The organism is uncultured Fibrobacter sp. (assembly GCF_937877005.1).
Lineage (GTDB): Bacteria > Fibrobacterota > Fibrobacteria > Fibrobacterales > Fibrobacteraceae > Fibrobacter.
The window spans coordinates 1-15,225 of sequence record NZ_CALEFV010000194.1 but is presented as its reverse complement, the minus strand read 5'-3'; the positions used below and the strand labels follow the sequence as shown (position 1 = coordinate 15,225).

Here is a 15,225-nt window from a genome sequence, read left to right as displayed (position 1 = left end):
GGTTCCCGTGGGCATGAGCCCCGAGCGCATGAAGTCCTTGATTACAAACGAAGGGCTCGTGCCAGTGGAGCGCGATGCGCTGTACGAACGATTCTCTTAGCGAGAATCGTTCTATGACAAGGAGAGGCTTTGCCCCTCCTAAAACCTTCCTTTTCCCAATACGGACATCGATTCTCTTAGAAAAAAGCAGGATAAAATCCTGCTTTTTTCATCATCAATTAAATCGACATGCACCGCAATGCGAAATGTGAATGACTAATTCCTCATTCCACACCACACATTACACATTGTACTACTGTCTCGTAAGAGTCTTGTACCTGATGGGCTTCGGGTTGTCGGCATCTTCGCCGAGACGCTTGCGGCGATCGGCTTCGTATTCGCTCCAGTTGCCTTCGAACCACACCACCTTGGAATCGCCTTCGTAAGCGAGGATGTGCGTGGCGATACGGTCCAGGAACCAGCGGTCATGGGAGATAATCACGGCACAGCCTGCGAACTTGAGGATAGCCTGTTCCAAAGCCTGCAACGTTTCGATGTCCAAGTCGTTCGTCGGTTCGTCGAGGAACAAGAGGTTGCCCGGCTTCTGCAGGTTCTTCGCCATGAGCACGCGGTTGCGTTCACCGCCCGAAAGCGTGGTGAGCTTTTTCTGCTGGGCGGCTCCCGTGAAGTTGAAGAGTCCGCAGTAGGCGCGGCCGTTCATCTTGCGGTCACCCACCATAATCTCGTCGTTCCCGCCGGTGATTTCTTCCCACACGGTCTTGCTGTCATCGAGGCTGTCGCGGCCCTGTTCCATACTGATGATTTCAACGGTCTCGCCAATCTTGAGCGTACCGCCATCGGGCTTTTCCTGGCCCATAATCATCTTGAACAACGTTGTCTTACCTGCACCGTTCGGGCCGATAATGCCCACGATGCCGGAGCGCGGCAGGTTGAAGTTCAAGTCGTCGAACAGCACCTTGTCGCCAAAGGCCTTCTGCAAGTGTTCCGCCTGGATAACGATATCGCCCAAGCGCTTGCCGTTCGCAATGTGAATCTGCGCCACCTTGATCTGCTCGCGGGAATCCTCGGCCAAGAGTTCCTCATAAGCCTTGAGACGGGCCTTGCTCTTGGCCTGACGCGCCTTCGGGCTCTGCTTGACCCATTCCTGTTCGCGGGCCAAACGCTTCTGCCTGTCGGATTCGCCCTTCTCTTCGCCACGGAGGCGTTCGAGCTTCTGATCAAGCCACTGGGCGTAATTGCCTTCCCAAGGAATGCCGCGACCGCGGTCGATTTCCAGAATCCAGTTCGTTACGTTGTCAAGGAAGTAACGGTCATGGGTCACCAAAATCACGGAGCCCTTGTATTCGCGGAGGTGGCGTTCGAGCCAGGCAACCGTTTCGGCGTCCAGATGGTTCGTCGGTTCGTCCAAGAGCAGTAAATCCGGTTCTTCAAGGAGCAAGCGGCAGAGAGCCACGCGGCGCTTTTCACCGCCGGAAAGGTTCGTCACCGGCCAGTCGCCCGGCGGGCAGCGGAGTGCGTCCATCGCAATTTCAATATTGCGGTCGAGGCTCCACAAATCCTGCGCGTCTATGATGTCCTGAAGCTTTGCCTGTTCGTCAAGGAGCTTGTTCATCTCGTCATCTTCCATGGGTTCCGCGAACTTCATGGAAATCTCGTTGAAGCGGTCCAGCACGGCCTGCTTCTTGGCAACGGCCTGCATCACGTTTTCCTTGACGGTGAGGTTCGGGTCCAGCTGCGGTTCCTGCGGCAGGTAGCCCGCAGTGCGGCCCGGTTCAATCCAGGCTTCGCCCTGGAATTCCTTGTCGATGCCCGCCATGATGCGCAACAGCGTCGACTTACCGGCACCATTCTGGCCGATGATGCCAATCTTTGCGCCGTAGTAGAAACTGAGGGAAATATCCTTCAGCACCTCCTTGTTAGGCGGGTAGGACTTGGTCATCTTGTACATGTAGAAAACGAATTTTTCTGCTTTATTCTGTTCGGCCATAATTAGCTCGCTTCGCTTCGAAATGTGAGGTGTGAAGTGTGAAATGTGAAGTTTAATCAAAGATAACAAAAATCTTTTCTATACTTGTGTCATGAAGTTCGTTTACGCCATAATCGCATGTCTTACGCTCGCCATTTTCGCACACGCCGCGGACAGCACGATCGTTTCTAGAGACTCAACCGACAAAGACAACTTCCAGCGATTCTCGGTCCTTCCCTTCGCGGCCTACTCCGAAGAAACCAAGCTGCAATACGGCGGGATCTTCATTCTATTTTTCAGACCGTTTCAGGAAGGCGAACATGTTTCATCTATGGATTTTCTGGCTCGCGGAACCACACGCGGACAATTCCAGTTTCAATATGCTCCGAACCTATGGTTCTTTGGCGATCAATTACATATTCCTGCCAAACTGAGTTTTTACAAATGGCAATTTTCTCTCTTTGAACGCGGAGCCCGAGGAGCCTTTGACCCTATCGATGAATATAACTGCACCTATTTTTACGGCAAGGTTCCCATCGAAATGAGTTTCGGCATACCGAACAGCATTCCCCTCCGCTACGGGGTCGTTATCGAAGGTGAAACACGCAACAACGAGTTCGGAAAGGGCATTCCCAAGAACTATCAGGATGGCTATTTCCTAGGCAGCGGATACCTGATCGTTCTAGATAAAAACGACAATGTCAACTGGCCCACCAAAGGATACTACACTGCATTCGAACAAGTCTTCTTCGGCGGCGATTTCAACTATCATACCGAAACAGTCGATCTGCGATTCTACACTCCCCTGTTTTGGGAAACATCACTTGCGGCAGGCCTATACGCACGCCAAAGCCGCGGAGACAATGTTCCACTCGGAAAACTTGCCGGACCCGACGGTGTCAAACGCTTCCGTGGCGTGGAATCGGGCATTTGGAGCGATACTCAAACCTTGATCTGGCAACTTGAATTGCGTCGTCCGCTTTTCTGGCGTTTTGCAGGAGTAATCTTCGGCGAAGCTCTACAATCGGCACCCTACTTCAGCGAGCTATTCAATCGGCAAATGCATTACTCAGTCGGTTTTGGCGGAAGGCTTGCCCTGAATCGAAGCGAAAAACTGCATGCCCGCGCCGACCTCTCTCTTGTAGACGGTAAACATATCGGCATTACAATCGACTTACGGGAATCCTTCTAGCATTAAGCCATCTTGCTCGCATCGGTACTCTTCATAGCATCAAGACTGACTTTGCCGGCAAAGAAGCTATAGGCTGCAGGCACAATAAAAAGCGTCATGAAGGTCGCAAAGGTGAGGCCACCTGCAATAGCGATTCCCATCGCAATTCGGCTCGGCGTGCCGGTCAGAATGAGCGGCACCGCGCCCAACACCGTCGAAAGGCTCGTCATCAAAATTGGGCGGAAGCGGCGTTCCGCCGCCATCCGAGCCGCCTCAAGCTTAGAGCAACCCGTATTCGCCGCAATCTGGTTTGCAAATTCAACAATTAATATACCATTCTTGGTCACGAGAGCAATCAACAGAATCAGCGCAATCTCGCTGAAGATGTTCAAGGTCTGTCCCGTTATGAACAGACAGGTGAGCGCACCCGCAAGCGCGAGAGGCACCGTAAAGAAGATGACGAACGGGGCTCGGAAACTTTCGAACTGTCCCGCAAGCACCAGAAACACAAGAGCGAGCGCTAGCAGGAACACGATGTAGAGGCCACTGGAGCTTTCCTCAAATTCCTTCGAGGATCCGCTCAAAGTCGTACTCACACTCGGATAATCCTTCAAGAGGCGCTTTGCTATACGGCGCATTTCGTCGACACCATCACCAATCGTTTTTCCCGGTACAAGGCCCGCCTGAATCGTCGCGGCACTAAAGCGGTTATAACGCGGCAACGACGGGGATGCCGACTTTTCGGAGAACGTGATGAAGTTATCTAGACTAACCAATTCCCCTTTTCGATTCTTAACAGAAAGCATCGAAATGTTTTCGGGCGTACTACGGTACTGGTAACCGACAGCGCCGATAATATCATACTGACGTCCATCCTTGTAGAATTCACCGTAAGTCTGGTCACTAATCGCAAGCTGCACCGCCTGGGCGATATCATTTACCGACACTCCTTCCTCATTTGCTTTGTCGCGCAAGATCTCGATGTGAAGTTCCGGCTTGGTGAAGCGGAGGTTCGTATTCACCACGCTGAATACGGGACTCTTACTCGCCTCTTCTTCGAACCGCGGCACTAGCGTACGGAGAATTTCGATATTCGGAGCCTGCAGTACGAACTGTACCGGAAGGCCACCGCGCTGAGTACTGATGCTCTGCGGTTCGAACACCATTACGCGCAAGTCGGGATATTCGTTACCGAGCAGCTGAATTTCGCGGGCAATGACGCTCTGCGGGCGGCGAGCCTCCTTGTCGTCATTCAGGAATAGACGCATTCTGGAATTACCCGCATTCCATGCACCCGCCTGCACTTCGGTATATTCATTGCTATCGAGCAACGAGAGCACTTCGTCGGCAAAGGCATCCGCCATACGCTTCGTGCGCGTAAGTGTCACGCCTTCGGGCATATTCAAGTTCACCATGACCGCATTGGAATCTTCGGTCGGCGCCATTTCGCTGCTCATATTGTTGAAGCAGAAATAGGCCGCAACGAGAAGCGCTCCCACTACCGGAAAAAGCAACAGACGGAACTTCAGGAAAAGACCAAGGAGCAAAGCGTAAATACGATTAAGCCAATCAAAGAACGGTTCCGTAATTCTATAGAAAAAGCCTTGCTTCTGACGGCTCAGGAACTTGGAACAAAGCATTGGCGAAAGCGTAAGGGCGCAAAGGGTCGAAAGGAATACGGTTCCAATCATCACCGCCACGAATTCGCGGAACAGAAGCCCCGTCGTTCCACCCAAGGCAAGTACCGGAACGAACACGGCCATCAGCACCACCGAAGTCGCAATCACCGCAAAAAAGATTTCATTCGTTCCAGCAACTGCCGCCTGCTTGGGCGTCATGCCATTTTCAATCTTATGGTAAATATTTTCGACAATCACAATGGCATCATCGACAACGAGACCAATCGCAAGCACCATAGCAAGAAGCGTCAGCACATTGATGCTGAACCCGCACAGATAAAGCACGAAGAAACTACCGACAACCGCAACAGGCACCACCACCATCGGAATTAGCGTCGTACGCGCCTGACGCAAAAAAGCAAAGATAATCGCTATCACCAGAAGGAACGCAATAAAGATCGTCTCCACCACTTCCTTGATTGAGGCGCGGATGTTCACCGAGGTGTCTCGGCCATAAAGGAGCTGCACACCTTCGGGAATTTCACGACGGATATCTTCAACGCGTTTGTAGAATTCATCGGCAATTTCCACATGGTTCGATCCAGGTTGAGCCATGAGCGCAATCGTAATCGAATTCTTGCCATTACGCCTAAATCCTGTACGAGTATCCTTGGGTTCGTAGTGGATATCCGCCACATCCGAAATACGAATCACAGTGCCATCGGCAGCTGTCTTTACAGCGATGTTTTCAAAAGCCTTCGGGTCAAGAATTCGACCAAGCGTACGAATCGAAAGCGTTGTCTCGCTACCTTCGATAGAACCGGATGGAAGCTCCAGGTTGCCCTTGCTCAAGGCAGCCGACATTTCGGCACCGGAAACACCCAAGGCCTGAAGTCGAACCGGATCAATCCACAAGCGCACCGTCGGGCGTTTCTCCCCCCAAATGGCCACTTCGGAGACTCCATTGATAGTCTGCAAGCGTTCCTTAACAAAGTTGTTTGCAAGTTCCGAGACTTCCATCGGATCGAGCCTATCACTCACAAGACTCACCATCAGAATCGGGTCGGAATCACTATCGGACTTGTAAACCGTCGGTTCATCTACATCGTCCGGAAGCCTGCGGCGCACGCGGCTCACACGGTCGCGAATTTCGTTCGCCGCCGCTTCCAGGTCCATGCCCGTTTCAAATTCAATGTTGATGAACGAGGAACCATCGCGACTAGTCGAAGTAAGAGCCTTGATACCCGAGGCACTGTTGATCGATGCTTCCAGAATTTCGGTTACTTCAGCTTCGACCACGGCAGCATTTGCACCCGGATAAGACGTTCGCACCTGAATCAAGGGATAGTCGACATTGGGGTATTCACGCACTCCTAGGTTAGACGCACCGAACGCCCCCAACAAGATGATGACGAGCGCCATCACAGTCATGAGTACCGGACGACGGACAGAAAGGTTCGCGACACTCATCGTTTAACCCTACTCCACTTCGTAATCGGCATTGTGACGAATTTCCCTGATACGAACCGCAGAACCTTTGCGCAAGCTAATCAGACCGGAAGTAATCACGGTATCGCCTTCATCGAGACCTGCAGTCACATCAACCGCAATCGGAGTACGAAGTCCAGTCTCGACACGCTTGATCAAGGCCTTGCCACCCTTTGCGACAAAAACATAGGCGCCATCCTTGTCGAGCGTAAAGGCTTCGGCAGGAACCGGAATGCTATTGGTTGCACCCGTCTGCATATCGACATGAACCTTTGCATAGGACCCAGCCAAAAGTTCGCCCTTCGCATTATCCACTTCCACTAGAATCTGGCGAGTACGACTCGATTCCGAAAGGGCCGCTTCAAGCGCCTTCACCTTGCCCGACTTCGAAACATTGCGTTCCTCGTCCTTGATCTGAACCATATCGCCAGTCTTGAGTGTCGAGGCATAACGTTGCGGCAACGAAAATTTCGCTTTCAACTTATTCACTTCGCTAAGGGTCGCAATCGAGGTTCCCGTCGTGAGCCAGGCACCCACCGAAACTTTTACAAAACCGAGCTTGCCTGCAAACGGTGCCCGCACTTCGGTTTTTGCAATCTGAGCCTTGATAAGTTCTACCGAGGCCTCCGCCGACTTGAGCGATGCATCGGCACTTTCCATGTCAGCCTTGGTCACCCCATCCTTTTCGTAAAGGCCCTTGACGCGTTCCTGCTTCTGACGAGCCAGTTCTGCATTCGATTCGGCCTGCTTGAGCTGGGCCCTAAGTTCGGAATCATCGATTTTTGCGAGAAGAACACCCTTCTGTACCGAAGCACCGTCCTTCGCATAAAGGTTCACGAGTCTCCCCGAAGTCGCTGCCGAAAGTTCGACACTATTCATGGCCTCGAGGGTCGCCATAGCCGAAAAATCTTTCAAGGCACGGTGGGATTCCGCAATATAACCTTCGACTGCAATTTCACGGGCTAATCTACCCCCCGGCCCACCCTTGCCCTGCGCACCTCCCGGTCCTGCAGGGCCACCTTTACCTTGGGGAGAATCTCCACCACCGCAAGCGGCAAAAATCAGCGCAACAAGCAACAGAGCAAATTTTTTCATAAATCAGTTTGAAGTAAACAGAGGTCAGTAACTAGTTCTTATTTGTTAGATGATTAAGCCCCGTAATTCGATGCATAGAAGTGAAATTTTTTTTCGCAAGCTCTGTCTACTAATCACTGTCTACCGCCTACTATCTTAGAATTTCACATTCAACATGAGTCCGCTGCCATCCTCGTAGAATTCTGGCACAAACTCCATCCGTTCCGTAAAAGCCTTCGATGATGTCGCTCTATATACACGAATCGTATTCAGCATTGAAATCACACGGTTCAAAAGCAAGGCGCCGACCGACACCTGAAAAACGATCCGGCTCACGCGATAGTGGCGCAGACGACTCTTAAATTCATCAATATGTTCCGAGGTCTCGGGATTGTCGCTAGACCCCCAGTCCCACTGGATATCCTCGTCGAGGTCCTCGTCAATATCCTTACCGGCCCGTAACTGGGCCTGATTATAATCTTCATCCATGTCGGGCGATGAATTCTGGCCAGCGACACCACTCCGGCTCCGATAATCGCCCACCGTATTGAGCATCGAAACGCTCCGGCTATCGGAAGTCAACCCCGCATGGCGCACCGCATAATGATGAGCAGACGTAATATAGCGTTCTCCAATTGCATAGGAGCCTATTGCAGTAAACCACAGGGCAATGTCCGTCCAGACAAAGGGGCGCACGAAATTTTTTTCACCCAGATAAAGTTCACCCATACCAGGTAACAGGGCCGACGCACCCATTGCCAAATACCAGCTTTTGTCCTGGTTCTTGCTCACGCTTTCATCCACCGAAACAACCACCTGCGAAAAGGCGGCAGTCACGGCAAGCAACATCACCAAGACAATCTTCATTAAAATCCCCAGCTAGCCTGCACATTCACACCAAATCCATCAATAAACGAGACACCGCTATCGAAGTGGAGATGGTCGTACCACGAAAGATCCTCTGCGTACAGAGCCTTGTTGTGGGCATTCGCCGTAAACAGGGCATCCACAGCCGAGACAATATGGTTCAGAATCAGGCCACCGAAGAACCATGCCTGCATATCGGCATAATCGTTCGCCTTGCTACGCATGGAACGGTATTCAGAAAGATTATCCGACGATCCCAGGTCCATCGTTTCGGAATTGGGATCTTCCAGGCCAAGACTCGTCGCAATGGCAACATCCTGTACATCGTCCCAACCGAGCACATATTCATCTTCCGCAATCATCTGGTATACATCGGCCGGGGATTCAAAGGAAATCTTGTGCATCTCGCCGCGCAAGGTCTTCGGCTTATTAACGAAATCATTCATGTATTCCACATCATTATGGTACACGTTCGACTTGTCGTAGCAACCATGCATCGTCGCATTTCCAAAAATCGCCTCGCAGAACGATTCCCGGGAACCCAGGTAACGGCGACGGAACTCAGACTCGTAGTTCACCGCATCGGCATTGTACAAGTCACGCATGCCGCGTTCGTAGCGACCAATCGAGTAGTGCGTTTTTGCGAACTTTTTGTAATGGCCGACCTGCTTGTCGTACTTGTAAATTGAGTAGTAGTACCAACCGCCCCACAAGGCGGCTTCCAAAGCAAGATACACACCTCCACGAACATAGGTGAAGGTCGAACCACCCACATACATCTGGCCGGCACCCGGAACCACTAGCGACATGAACATGGCCTTACGCGGGCTCTTGTAGCGACCTTTCATTTCATCAATGCCATTCACCTTGGAGACCTTCACCGGCCCGAGCAACTCGCGGCGGCTCATGCTGCTAGAAGAAGGAGCTCCGACTACAGACGAAGAGCTGGAAAGAGCGGCGAGCGAGTCACGCTTGCGGGCTTCTTCAATAGACGCATTGATGGCAGCCTGCTTTTGAGCGGCATAATCCATGGCCGCCGAATCAGAAGCAGCAACGGAGTCGACTGCCACGGAATCAGCGGCAAGGGAATCGGCTGCGGCAGCCGTCGCCAAGGAATCGGCGACAGGGGCAACGACCGCGGAATCGGCGACGCCGCTCGACGACACTTCGACAGAACTGGACGATGCAACCATCGAACTCGACACGGGGGCCACGCTACTAGAACTTACTACGACAGAACTCGACGAAGTTGCCTCGCTACTAGAACTTGCAGCCGAGCTCGAAGACGGCTTGACGCTACTACTGGAAACCGCCGCAGAAGAAGCCGGAGTTGCAAGAGTAACACTACTAGAGCTCGATGCCGTCGCTACGGCCTCACTTGACCGTGCCGCTTCCGCCTCCGCCTCGAATTCCGCAAAAAGGTCTCGCGGCTGGGCAAAGGACTGAGCTACAAAAAGACCGGCCATGCAGGCCATAAAAAGAAACTTGCGCATACGGCTATAAAATAGAAAAAACACTAAAAAAGAACCGCCCCCGAAGGAGCGGCTTTTAAGATTTCTAGTGATTTTGAAAAAGCTTAGGCTTTCTCAGCAACCACCCAAACCTTGACCTGAGCTTCAACGTCGCTGAAGACCTTGATCGTCACGGTGTAGACACCGAGCTGCTTGATCGGTTCTTCGAGAGCAACCTGAGCACGGGTAACCTTAACGCCCTGCTTGGTGATGGCGTCAGCGATGTCAGCAGCGGTCACAGAACCGTACAGACGTTCGCCCTCGACAACGCGGCGTTCGAGGTTGACAGAAACCTGAGAAAGCTTGGCAGCCACGTCACCAGCAGCAGCGAGTTCCTTCTGGAACTGAGCTTCGACAGCAGCGCGGTTGTTTTCGATTTCGAGCTTGGCTTCCTTGGTAGCGCGAACAGCGAGCTTGCGCGGGAAGAGGTAGTTACGAGCGTAACCATCCTTGACCTTCACGACATCAAGCATCTTGCCCAAATGGGGGACGTTAGCCTTAAGAATAATTTCCATAGTCTAGATCCTCCTATTAGCGCAGACTGTCCGAAACGAACGGAAGAATGGCCATCTGACGGGCACGCTTGATTGCTTCGTTCAGCATGCGCTGATACTTGGCAGAAGTGCCAGAAATGCGGCGGGGAATGATCTTGCCACGTTCAGAGATAAAGCGACGAAGAGTCTTTTCGTCCTTATAGTCAATGAACTTGACGTTGTTTTCCGTGAACCAGCAAGTCTTCTTGCGGCGGATACGGGTTGCCTGCTTCTTATCTTCAAAAGCCATTATTCAGCCTCCCCTTCTTCTGCGTCAACCGGGACGATGTCTTCGGTGGACTGTACCTGAGTCTGGTCGTAAACAATTTCGCTCATCGGATAATCAGCGAGGGTCATCCAGCGGAGAACGTTTTCGTTCAACTTGAGGGCGGCTTCCACGGAAGCGACCGTAGCGGCTTCAGCCTTGTAGTAGAAGATAACGTAGAAGCCATGCTGGCGCTTCTTGATCGTGTAGGCGAGCTTACGCTTGCCCCAGTCATCGCGGCGGAGGATTTCGCCGTTGCCGTTGGTGATGTTAGCGGCGATGGTCTCGATTTCGGCCTTGATAGCGTCGTCAGAGATCATAGCGTCGATGATCACCATCGTTTCGTATTGTCTCATAATGAGTTCCCTTTGGTCTTTCGCCCAGGTACCACCATTGGCCCCGGGAGGGTTCCGATAAAAATCGGTGCCCCAAATATAGGAAAAAGCTTTTTTCATGTCAAACCGGAGGCGCCAGTCGACCCTACGCTCCGAACTGGACACCCAGAATAAACACGTTCGACCACCCGCTCACGTCATCATTATGGTACATCTGGAACCCGTATTCAAAGGAAATCCATGTCGAACGGAGCATTCTTTTCGCCCAAGGCCAGGCCTCCCGCAAATTGAAGGCAAGTCCCGGAGAAGTAGTTACCATCAAGGCGTCGGAAAAATTATACTCAACCGAGACACTTCCCGTCATCCCCACATACCGGCTTACATTCACACCGAAGCCGACCTCCAGACCGACCGAAAAGCCATCCAAGGCAAAGAGCGACTCGCAAAAGTCGGCCTCTTTTTCAACCTCCTCTGCATCTTTGGCGAACTCGTCTTCCTGTGAGTCCCGTTTCGCTCTATCCTTTCCATCATGGTTCCACCAATGCGACATCGTCTCGACATCCTCGCCGGAGACCTGAGTCCGGATTTCCGAGATACTCGTCGTTTCGAGTCCCAAATAAGGGGACAGGAACAGATCCAAGCCCTCTCCAGTGCCATGCAAGCGCAAATTCACATTGTAACGCTGATACATCAGCATGAAATCGGAATCAATATTGCCCCCGAAATAGCGCACACTTCCACCGCTACTCAACCAGCTCAGGTAAAAATACTCCATCTGGACCTGCCAGGTTCCGAGGCAGTCACATTCCTTCTGCGGAGCAAATACACCTCCGCCAAAGCCAAACGAAAGTCCCTCTCCCGTATACGCGGTCTGCCTAGGAAGCGGAACAGACTCCTTCTTCGAAACGGAATCCGGCAACGCTGTCGCCTCACCCGCAAATAGAACAGCGGGAATCCAAAGAAGCAACGCTATCTGTAAAAGCCAGGAACGCACGGCTATAAACTAGAAAAAAAATAAAGGGGGAAGCCTCCCCCTCGTTACAAACGCGGCGGTGCCGCGTTTTCCACTACCCCTTCTCCTAGGGCTCCGCCCTAAGACCCGGATAGCGTTAGTGGTCTGCTTCGCAGCCCCTAATCCATCGGCTCAACCATGCAGGAATGCAAGCATTCCTGCGCGGCACTCGCCTCACGATTAGTCGTGGCCCTTGATTTTTCAAATCAAGTGCGCGAGCGGTCTTTAATCGTTGGCCTTTCGCCCTACGGGCTCAAGTCCACGACTTTTCGGTTCAGCCATGCCGGCAAGTCCTATAGACGCTTCGCGTCCGTGACTTCGTTTATCAAAAAGGAGTGCATAAAATGCACTCCTACTTAGATAAACTCGCCACACTTGCCGTCGTGGCATACACCTTATTAGTCGTGGGCCTCGCTACGCGAGCCCACGACTCGTCACCTCGGTCATGGAAAAATGCAAGCATTTTTCCGCGACACTCGGTTCCCCGTGAGCAACAAAGCCCTCGGGTGTTAACCGAGGGCGGTTGCGAGAGCGAGCGCTCAGGGTACGTACTTAGTACGATTGGGCGCGAGCGGTCTTTAATCGTTCATCATATGATTATAGAACTTGGTGTAGTTGTCGCGGTCTTCGGTCTTGCGGACGGCGATGGCGTCTTGCGGGTGGCGGTTCAGCATACCCGTAATCATCTGCGGAATGATGTAGCCCCATTCGTACTTTTCCTTGAGCGGCAAGAAGAGTTCCTGGTAGGCGTCGAGCACCGGACGCAGGTCGTACTTCGGGTTCTTGAGGAAGCCGAGCAGGAGTTCGGTGGTGCAGTTACCGGCGCCGCGGCCCATACCGGACACGGAACCGTCGAGGTAGTCCACGTGGTCGATGATAGCCTGAATCGTGTTGGAGAAGGCCAGCTGCTGGTTGTTGTGGCCATGGAAGCCGAACTTCTTGCCCTTCACGATACCGCGGTAGCGGGTAATTTCCTTATCGATGTCTTCCTGGTAGAAGGCGCCGAAGCTGTCCACGAGATAAAGTACGTCGGCCTTGCATTCTTCGTTCACCTGATGCAGGGCTTCGTCCAGTTCCGGACCACGGTCACGGCTCACGGCCATGATGTTGAGCGTGGTTTCGTAACCCATGTCGTGGAAGGCGTTCACCATTTCGATACCCTTGTCGATGTTTTTGACGTAGCTTGCCACGCGGAACATCTGGTACGGACTTTCGCTGGCGGGCTTCACGGCGTCCATGTTCACGCGGCCCACGTCAGCCATGACGGCCATCTTGATCTTGGATTCGATACCGTCCTTCACCTTCCAGAGCAGATCGTCGTCGCAGAACTTCCACGGACCGTATTCCTTGGGGTCAAAAAGTTCCGGGGAATTCTTGTAGCCCATTTCCATATAGTCCACACCGGCGGCAGACAGGAGGGTGTAAAGGCGACGCACAAATTCGAGGGAGAAGTCGTGCTTGTTCACCAGGCCGCCATCGCGGATGGTGCAGTCCAAAACTTTGATAGATTCGTAGTACATGTTTTACCTTTTCGGAATGTTTTATTTTCGCAGGCAAAGATAGGTTCTGCGAAGTAGCCGGTCAAGACCCCAGAAACAAAACATCCAAAAAAGAATGCTTTTAACGCACTTTTTGCGTATAAAATGATATATCAGTCGATAATTCATTAAAAATCAACATATTAGGAATCGTAAAAAAAACATCCGGTTACTCTTCTCGACAAAGAATTCATACGCACAGACATGTATTCTGTCAAACAGAAGACATTATGGTATTCAGGCCTTCTTAAATTCAACGCATAATATGCGTTTATTATAAAAAAGATGAAAAATCACAAGAAAGTCTTCAGGAACACCGCTTGTTGAAAAATAAAAACCAATAATATATATTCAATTTCATGAACAAAGTCATCGTCCCATCTCTCGCCCTTGCTGCAACATCATCATTCGCAGCAAGTTCCTTTTACATCAACCAGGTCGGTTACGACACCGGAAAACCGATTTCCATAATCGTCAAGAGCGACGAAGAGCTGCAAGGAGCGACATACACCCTGCTTCCCGACGGCGGCACGGGGACATCCACTATCAGCGGCACAATCCGCGCAGGAGCCAACCCCGACAAATGGCTTTCAAGCGGAAAATTCTACACCATTGAACTCGGTTCCGACGCCCTGGCTCCGGGCAAGTACAAGCTGAACCTAGCCAACGGATCGGCCTCGCAAACATTTACGGTGGGAGACAACCTGCTCGCCCAGCAGACGCTCGGCGCAGTGCTAGACTACTTCTACAACGACCGCGCCACGAATTCGCAAATTGTGAGCTGGGACCAGAAAGTGTCCGTCTACAATGGAGGCGGCGCGACACGCGACGTGCACGGCGGCTGGTACGATGCGAGCGGCGACGTGAGCAAGTATCTCTCCCACCTTTCCTACGCAAACTATCTAAACCCGCAGCAGATTCCGCTTACGGTCTGGGCACTCGCCTTTACGGCAGAACGCATTCCGGCTCTGCTCTCCTCGACAACGACCAAGGTTGCGACCGCAGACGAAGCCGCCTACGGAGCGGACTTCCTGGTAAGAATGCTCGACGAACAGGGCTTTTTCTACATGACCGTGTTCGACAACTGGGGCATGGGAAGTCGCTACCTTTGCGCCTTTAGCGGTTCCGACGGCGTCAAGAGCAATAATTACCAGACGGCATTCCGCGAAGGCGGCGGCATGGCGATCGCAGGCCTTGCCCGCGTGGCAAAACTTGGAGTCAAAGGCGATTACACCAGCGAACAGTACCTCGCTGCAGCCGAGAAAGCTTATGCACACCTCTCTGAAAAGCAAAGCATCGATAGCAATTGCGCCTACTGCGACGACGGCAAGGAAAACATCATTGATGACTACACCGCACTCCTTGCGGCAACGGAACTGTTCCTTGCTACGGGAAAAGCCTCCTACATGGACGATATGGAAAGCCGCGCAGGACACCTCGCCGCCCGCATTAGCGAAGACGGATATTTCTGGAGCGACGACGCGAAGACTCGTCCGTTCTGGCACGCAAGCGACGCAGGACTCCCGCTGATTGCCTTGATGCGATTCCTGGAAGCGGAAATGCAAATCGCACGCGAACCTTGCCCCCCTGAATTTGACTGTTCCGCCACCAACGGTGAAATTATCTACAAGACCGCACTATCTGCCGTTCGCAAGCACTTGAGCTGGCTCATCTCCATTACAAACAAGGTCGAAAACCCGTTCGGTTACGCCCGTCAGGCTTACAAAACTGGCGGAAACATCAAGGATGGTTTCTTTATCCCGCACGACAACGAGAGTGGCTATTGGTGGCAGGGTGAAGACGCTCGACTTGCAAGCCTTGCCGCTGCTGCAGTGTATGCCGACCG

The 15,225-nt window shown here is 52.3% G+C and carries 12 protein-coding genes; 2 read left to right on the top strand and 10 right to left on the bottom strand.

Annotation, left to right across the window (positions count from 1 at the left end; genetic code table 11):
• Positions 1-292: 292 nt before the first annotated feature.
• Entirely contained in the window at positions 293-1,987 is a 1,695-nt protein-coding gene (gene ettA, locus Q0628_RS09085; protein WP_173381279.1) for an energy-dependent translational throttle protein EttA, read from the bottom strand.
• A 91-nt stretch (positions 1,988-2,078) separates the two neighbouring features.
• Here ettA and Q0628_RS09080 point away from each other — a divergent pair, with 91 nt between their 5' ends.
• The gene (locus Q0628_RS09080; RefSeq protein ID WP_298770300.1) at positions 2,079-3,158 is read left to right on the top strand and encodes a BamA/TamA family outer membrane protein; all 1,080 of its coding nucleotides are present in this window, start codon (positions 2,079-2,081) and stop codon (positions 3,156-3,158) included.
• Positions 3,159-3,160: 2 nt separating this feature from the next.
• On the opposite strand, the gene Q0628_RS09075 is transcribed toward Q0628_RS09080, so the two are convergent.
• The 9 genes from Q0628_RS09075 to Q0628_RS09035 all read right to left on the bottom strand — a co-directional run bounded on the left by Q0628_RS09075 (position 3,161) and on the right by Q0628_RS09035 (position 13,361).
• Positions 3,161-6,226 carry an efflux RND transporter permease subunit gene (locus Q0628_RS09075; RefSeq protein ID WP_298770298.1) on the bottom strand — a complete coding sequence of 1,022 codons (3,066 nt, stop codon included), beginning with the start codon at positions 6,224-6,226 and terminating at the stop codon, positions 3,161-3,163.
• Positions 6,227-6,235: 9 nt separating this feature from the next.
• Positions 6,236-7,339 (bottom strand): efflux RND transporter periplasmic adaptor subunit, encoded by a 1,104-nt coding sequence (locus Q0628_RS09070; RefSeq protein WP_298770296.1) that lies wholly within the window; start codon positions 7,337-7,339, stop codon positions 6,236-6,238.
• Between the two features lie 135 nt (positions 7,340-7,474).
• Positions 7,475-8,185, bottom strand: a complete 711-nt coding sequence (locus Q0628_RS09065; RefSeq protein WP_298770295.1) for a hypothetical protein — start codon at positions 8,183-8,185, stop codon at positions 7,475-7,477.
• Positions 8,185-9,678: a hypothetical protein gene (locus Q0628_RS09060; RefSeq protein WP_298770294.1), complete on the bottom strand. Its 1,494-nt coding sequence runs from the start codon at positions 9,676-9,678 to the stop codon at positions 8,185-8,187. The genes Q0628_RS09065 and Q0628_RS09060 overlap by 1 nt, the downstream gene beginning before the upstream one ends.
• A gap of 83 nt (positions 9,679-9,761) precedes the next feature.
• On the bottom strand, positions 9,762-10,211 hold the full coding sequence (gene rplI / locus Q0628_RS09055; RefSeq protein ID WP_072977508.1) for a 50S ribosomal protein L9: 450 nt from the start codon (positions 10,209-10,211) through the stop codon (positions 9,762-9,764).
• Positions 10,212-10,227: 16 nt separating this feature from the next.
• Positions 10,228-10,479, bottom strand: coding sequence for a 30S ribosomal protein S18 (gene rpsR / locus Q0628_RS09050; RefSeq protein ID WP_173355777.1), 252 nt, complete (start codon positions 10,477-10,479; stop codon positions 10,228-10,230).
• Positions 10,479-10,850, bottom strand: coding sequence for a 30S ribosomal protein S6 (rpsF, locus tag Q0628_RS09045; RefSeq protein ID WP_298770291.1), 372 nt, complete (start codon positions 10,848-10,850; stop codon positions 10,479-10,481). Before rpsF ends, rpsR begins: the two co-directional genes overlap by 1 nt.
• 124 nt (positions 10,851-10,974) lie before the next feature.
• Complete coding sequence (locus Q0628_RS09040) at positions 10,975-11,823, bottom strand: hypothetical protein (protein WP_298770289.1); 849 nt, start codon at positions 11,821-11,823, stop codon at positions 10,975-10,977.
• Positions 11,824-12,419: 596 nt separating this feature from the next.
• Positions 12,420-13,361, bottom strand: coding sequence for an aldolase catalytic domain-containing protein (locus Q0628_RS09035; RefSeq protein ID WP_298770288.1), 942 nt, complete (start codon positions 13,359-13,361; stop codon positions 12,420-12,422).
• Positions 13,362-13,738: 377 nt separating this feature from the next.
• Between Q0628_RS09035 and Q0628_RS09030 the strand changes: the two genes are divergently transcribed.
• A partial coding sequence (locus Q0628_RS09030; RefSeq protein ID WP_298770286.1) for a glycoside hydrolase family 9 protein occupies positions 13,739-15,225 on the top strand: 1,487 nt, incomplete at its 3' end.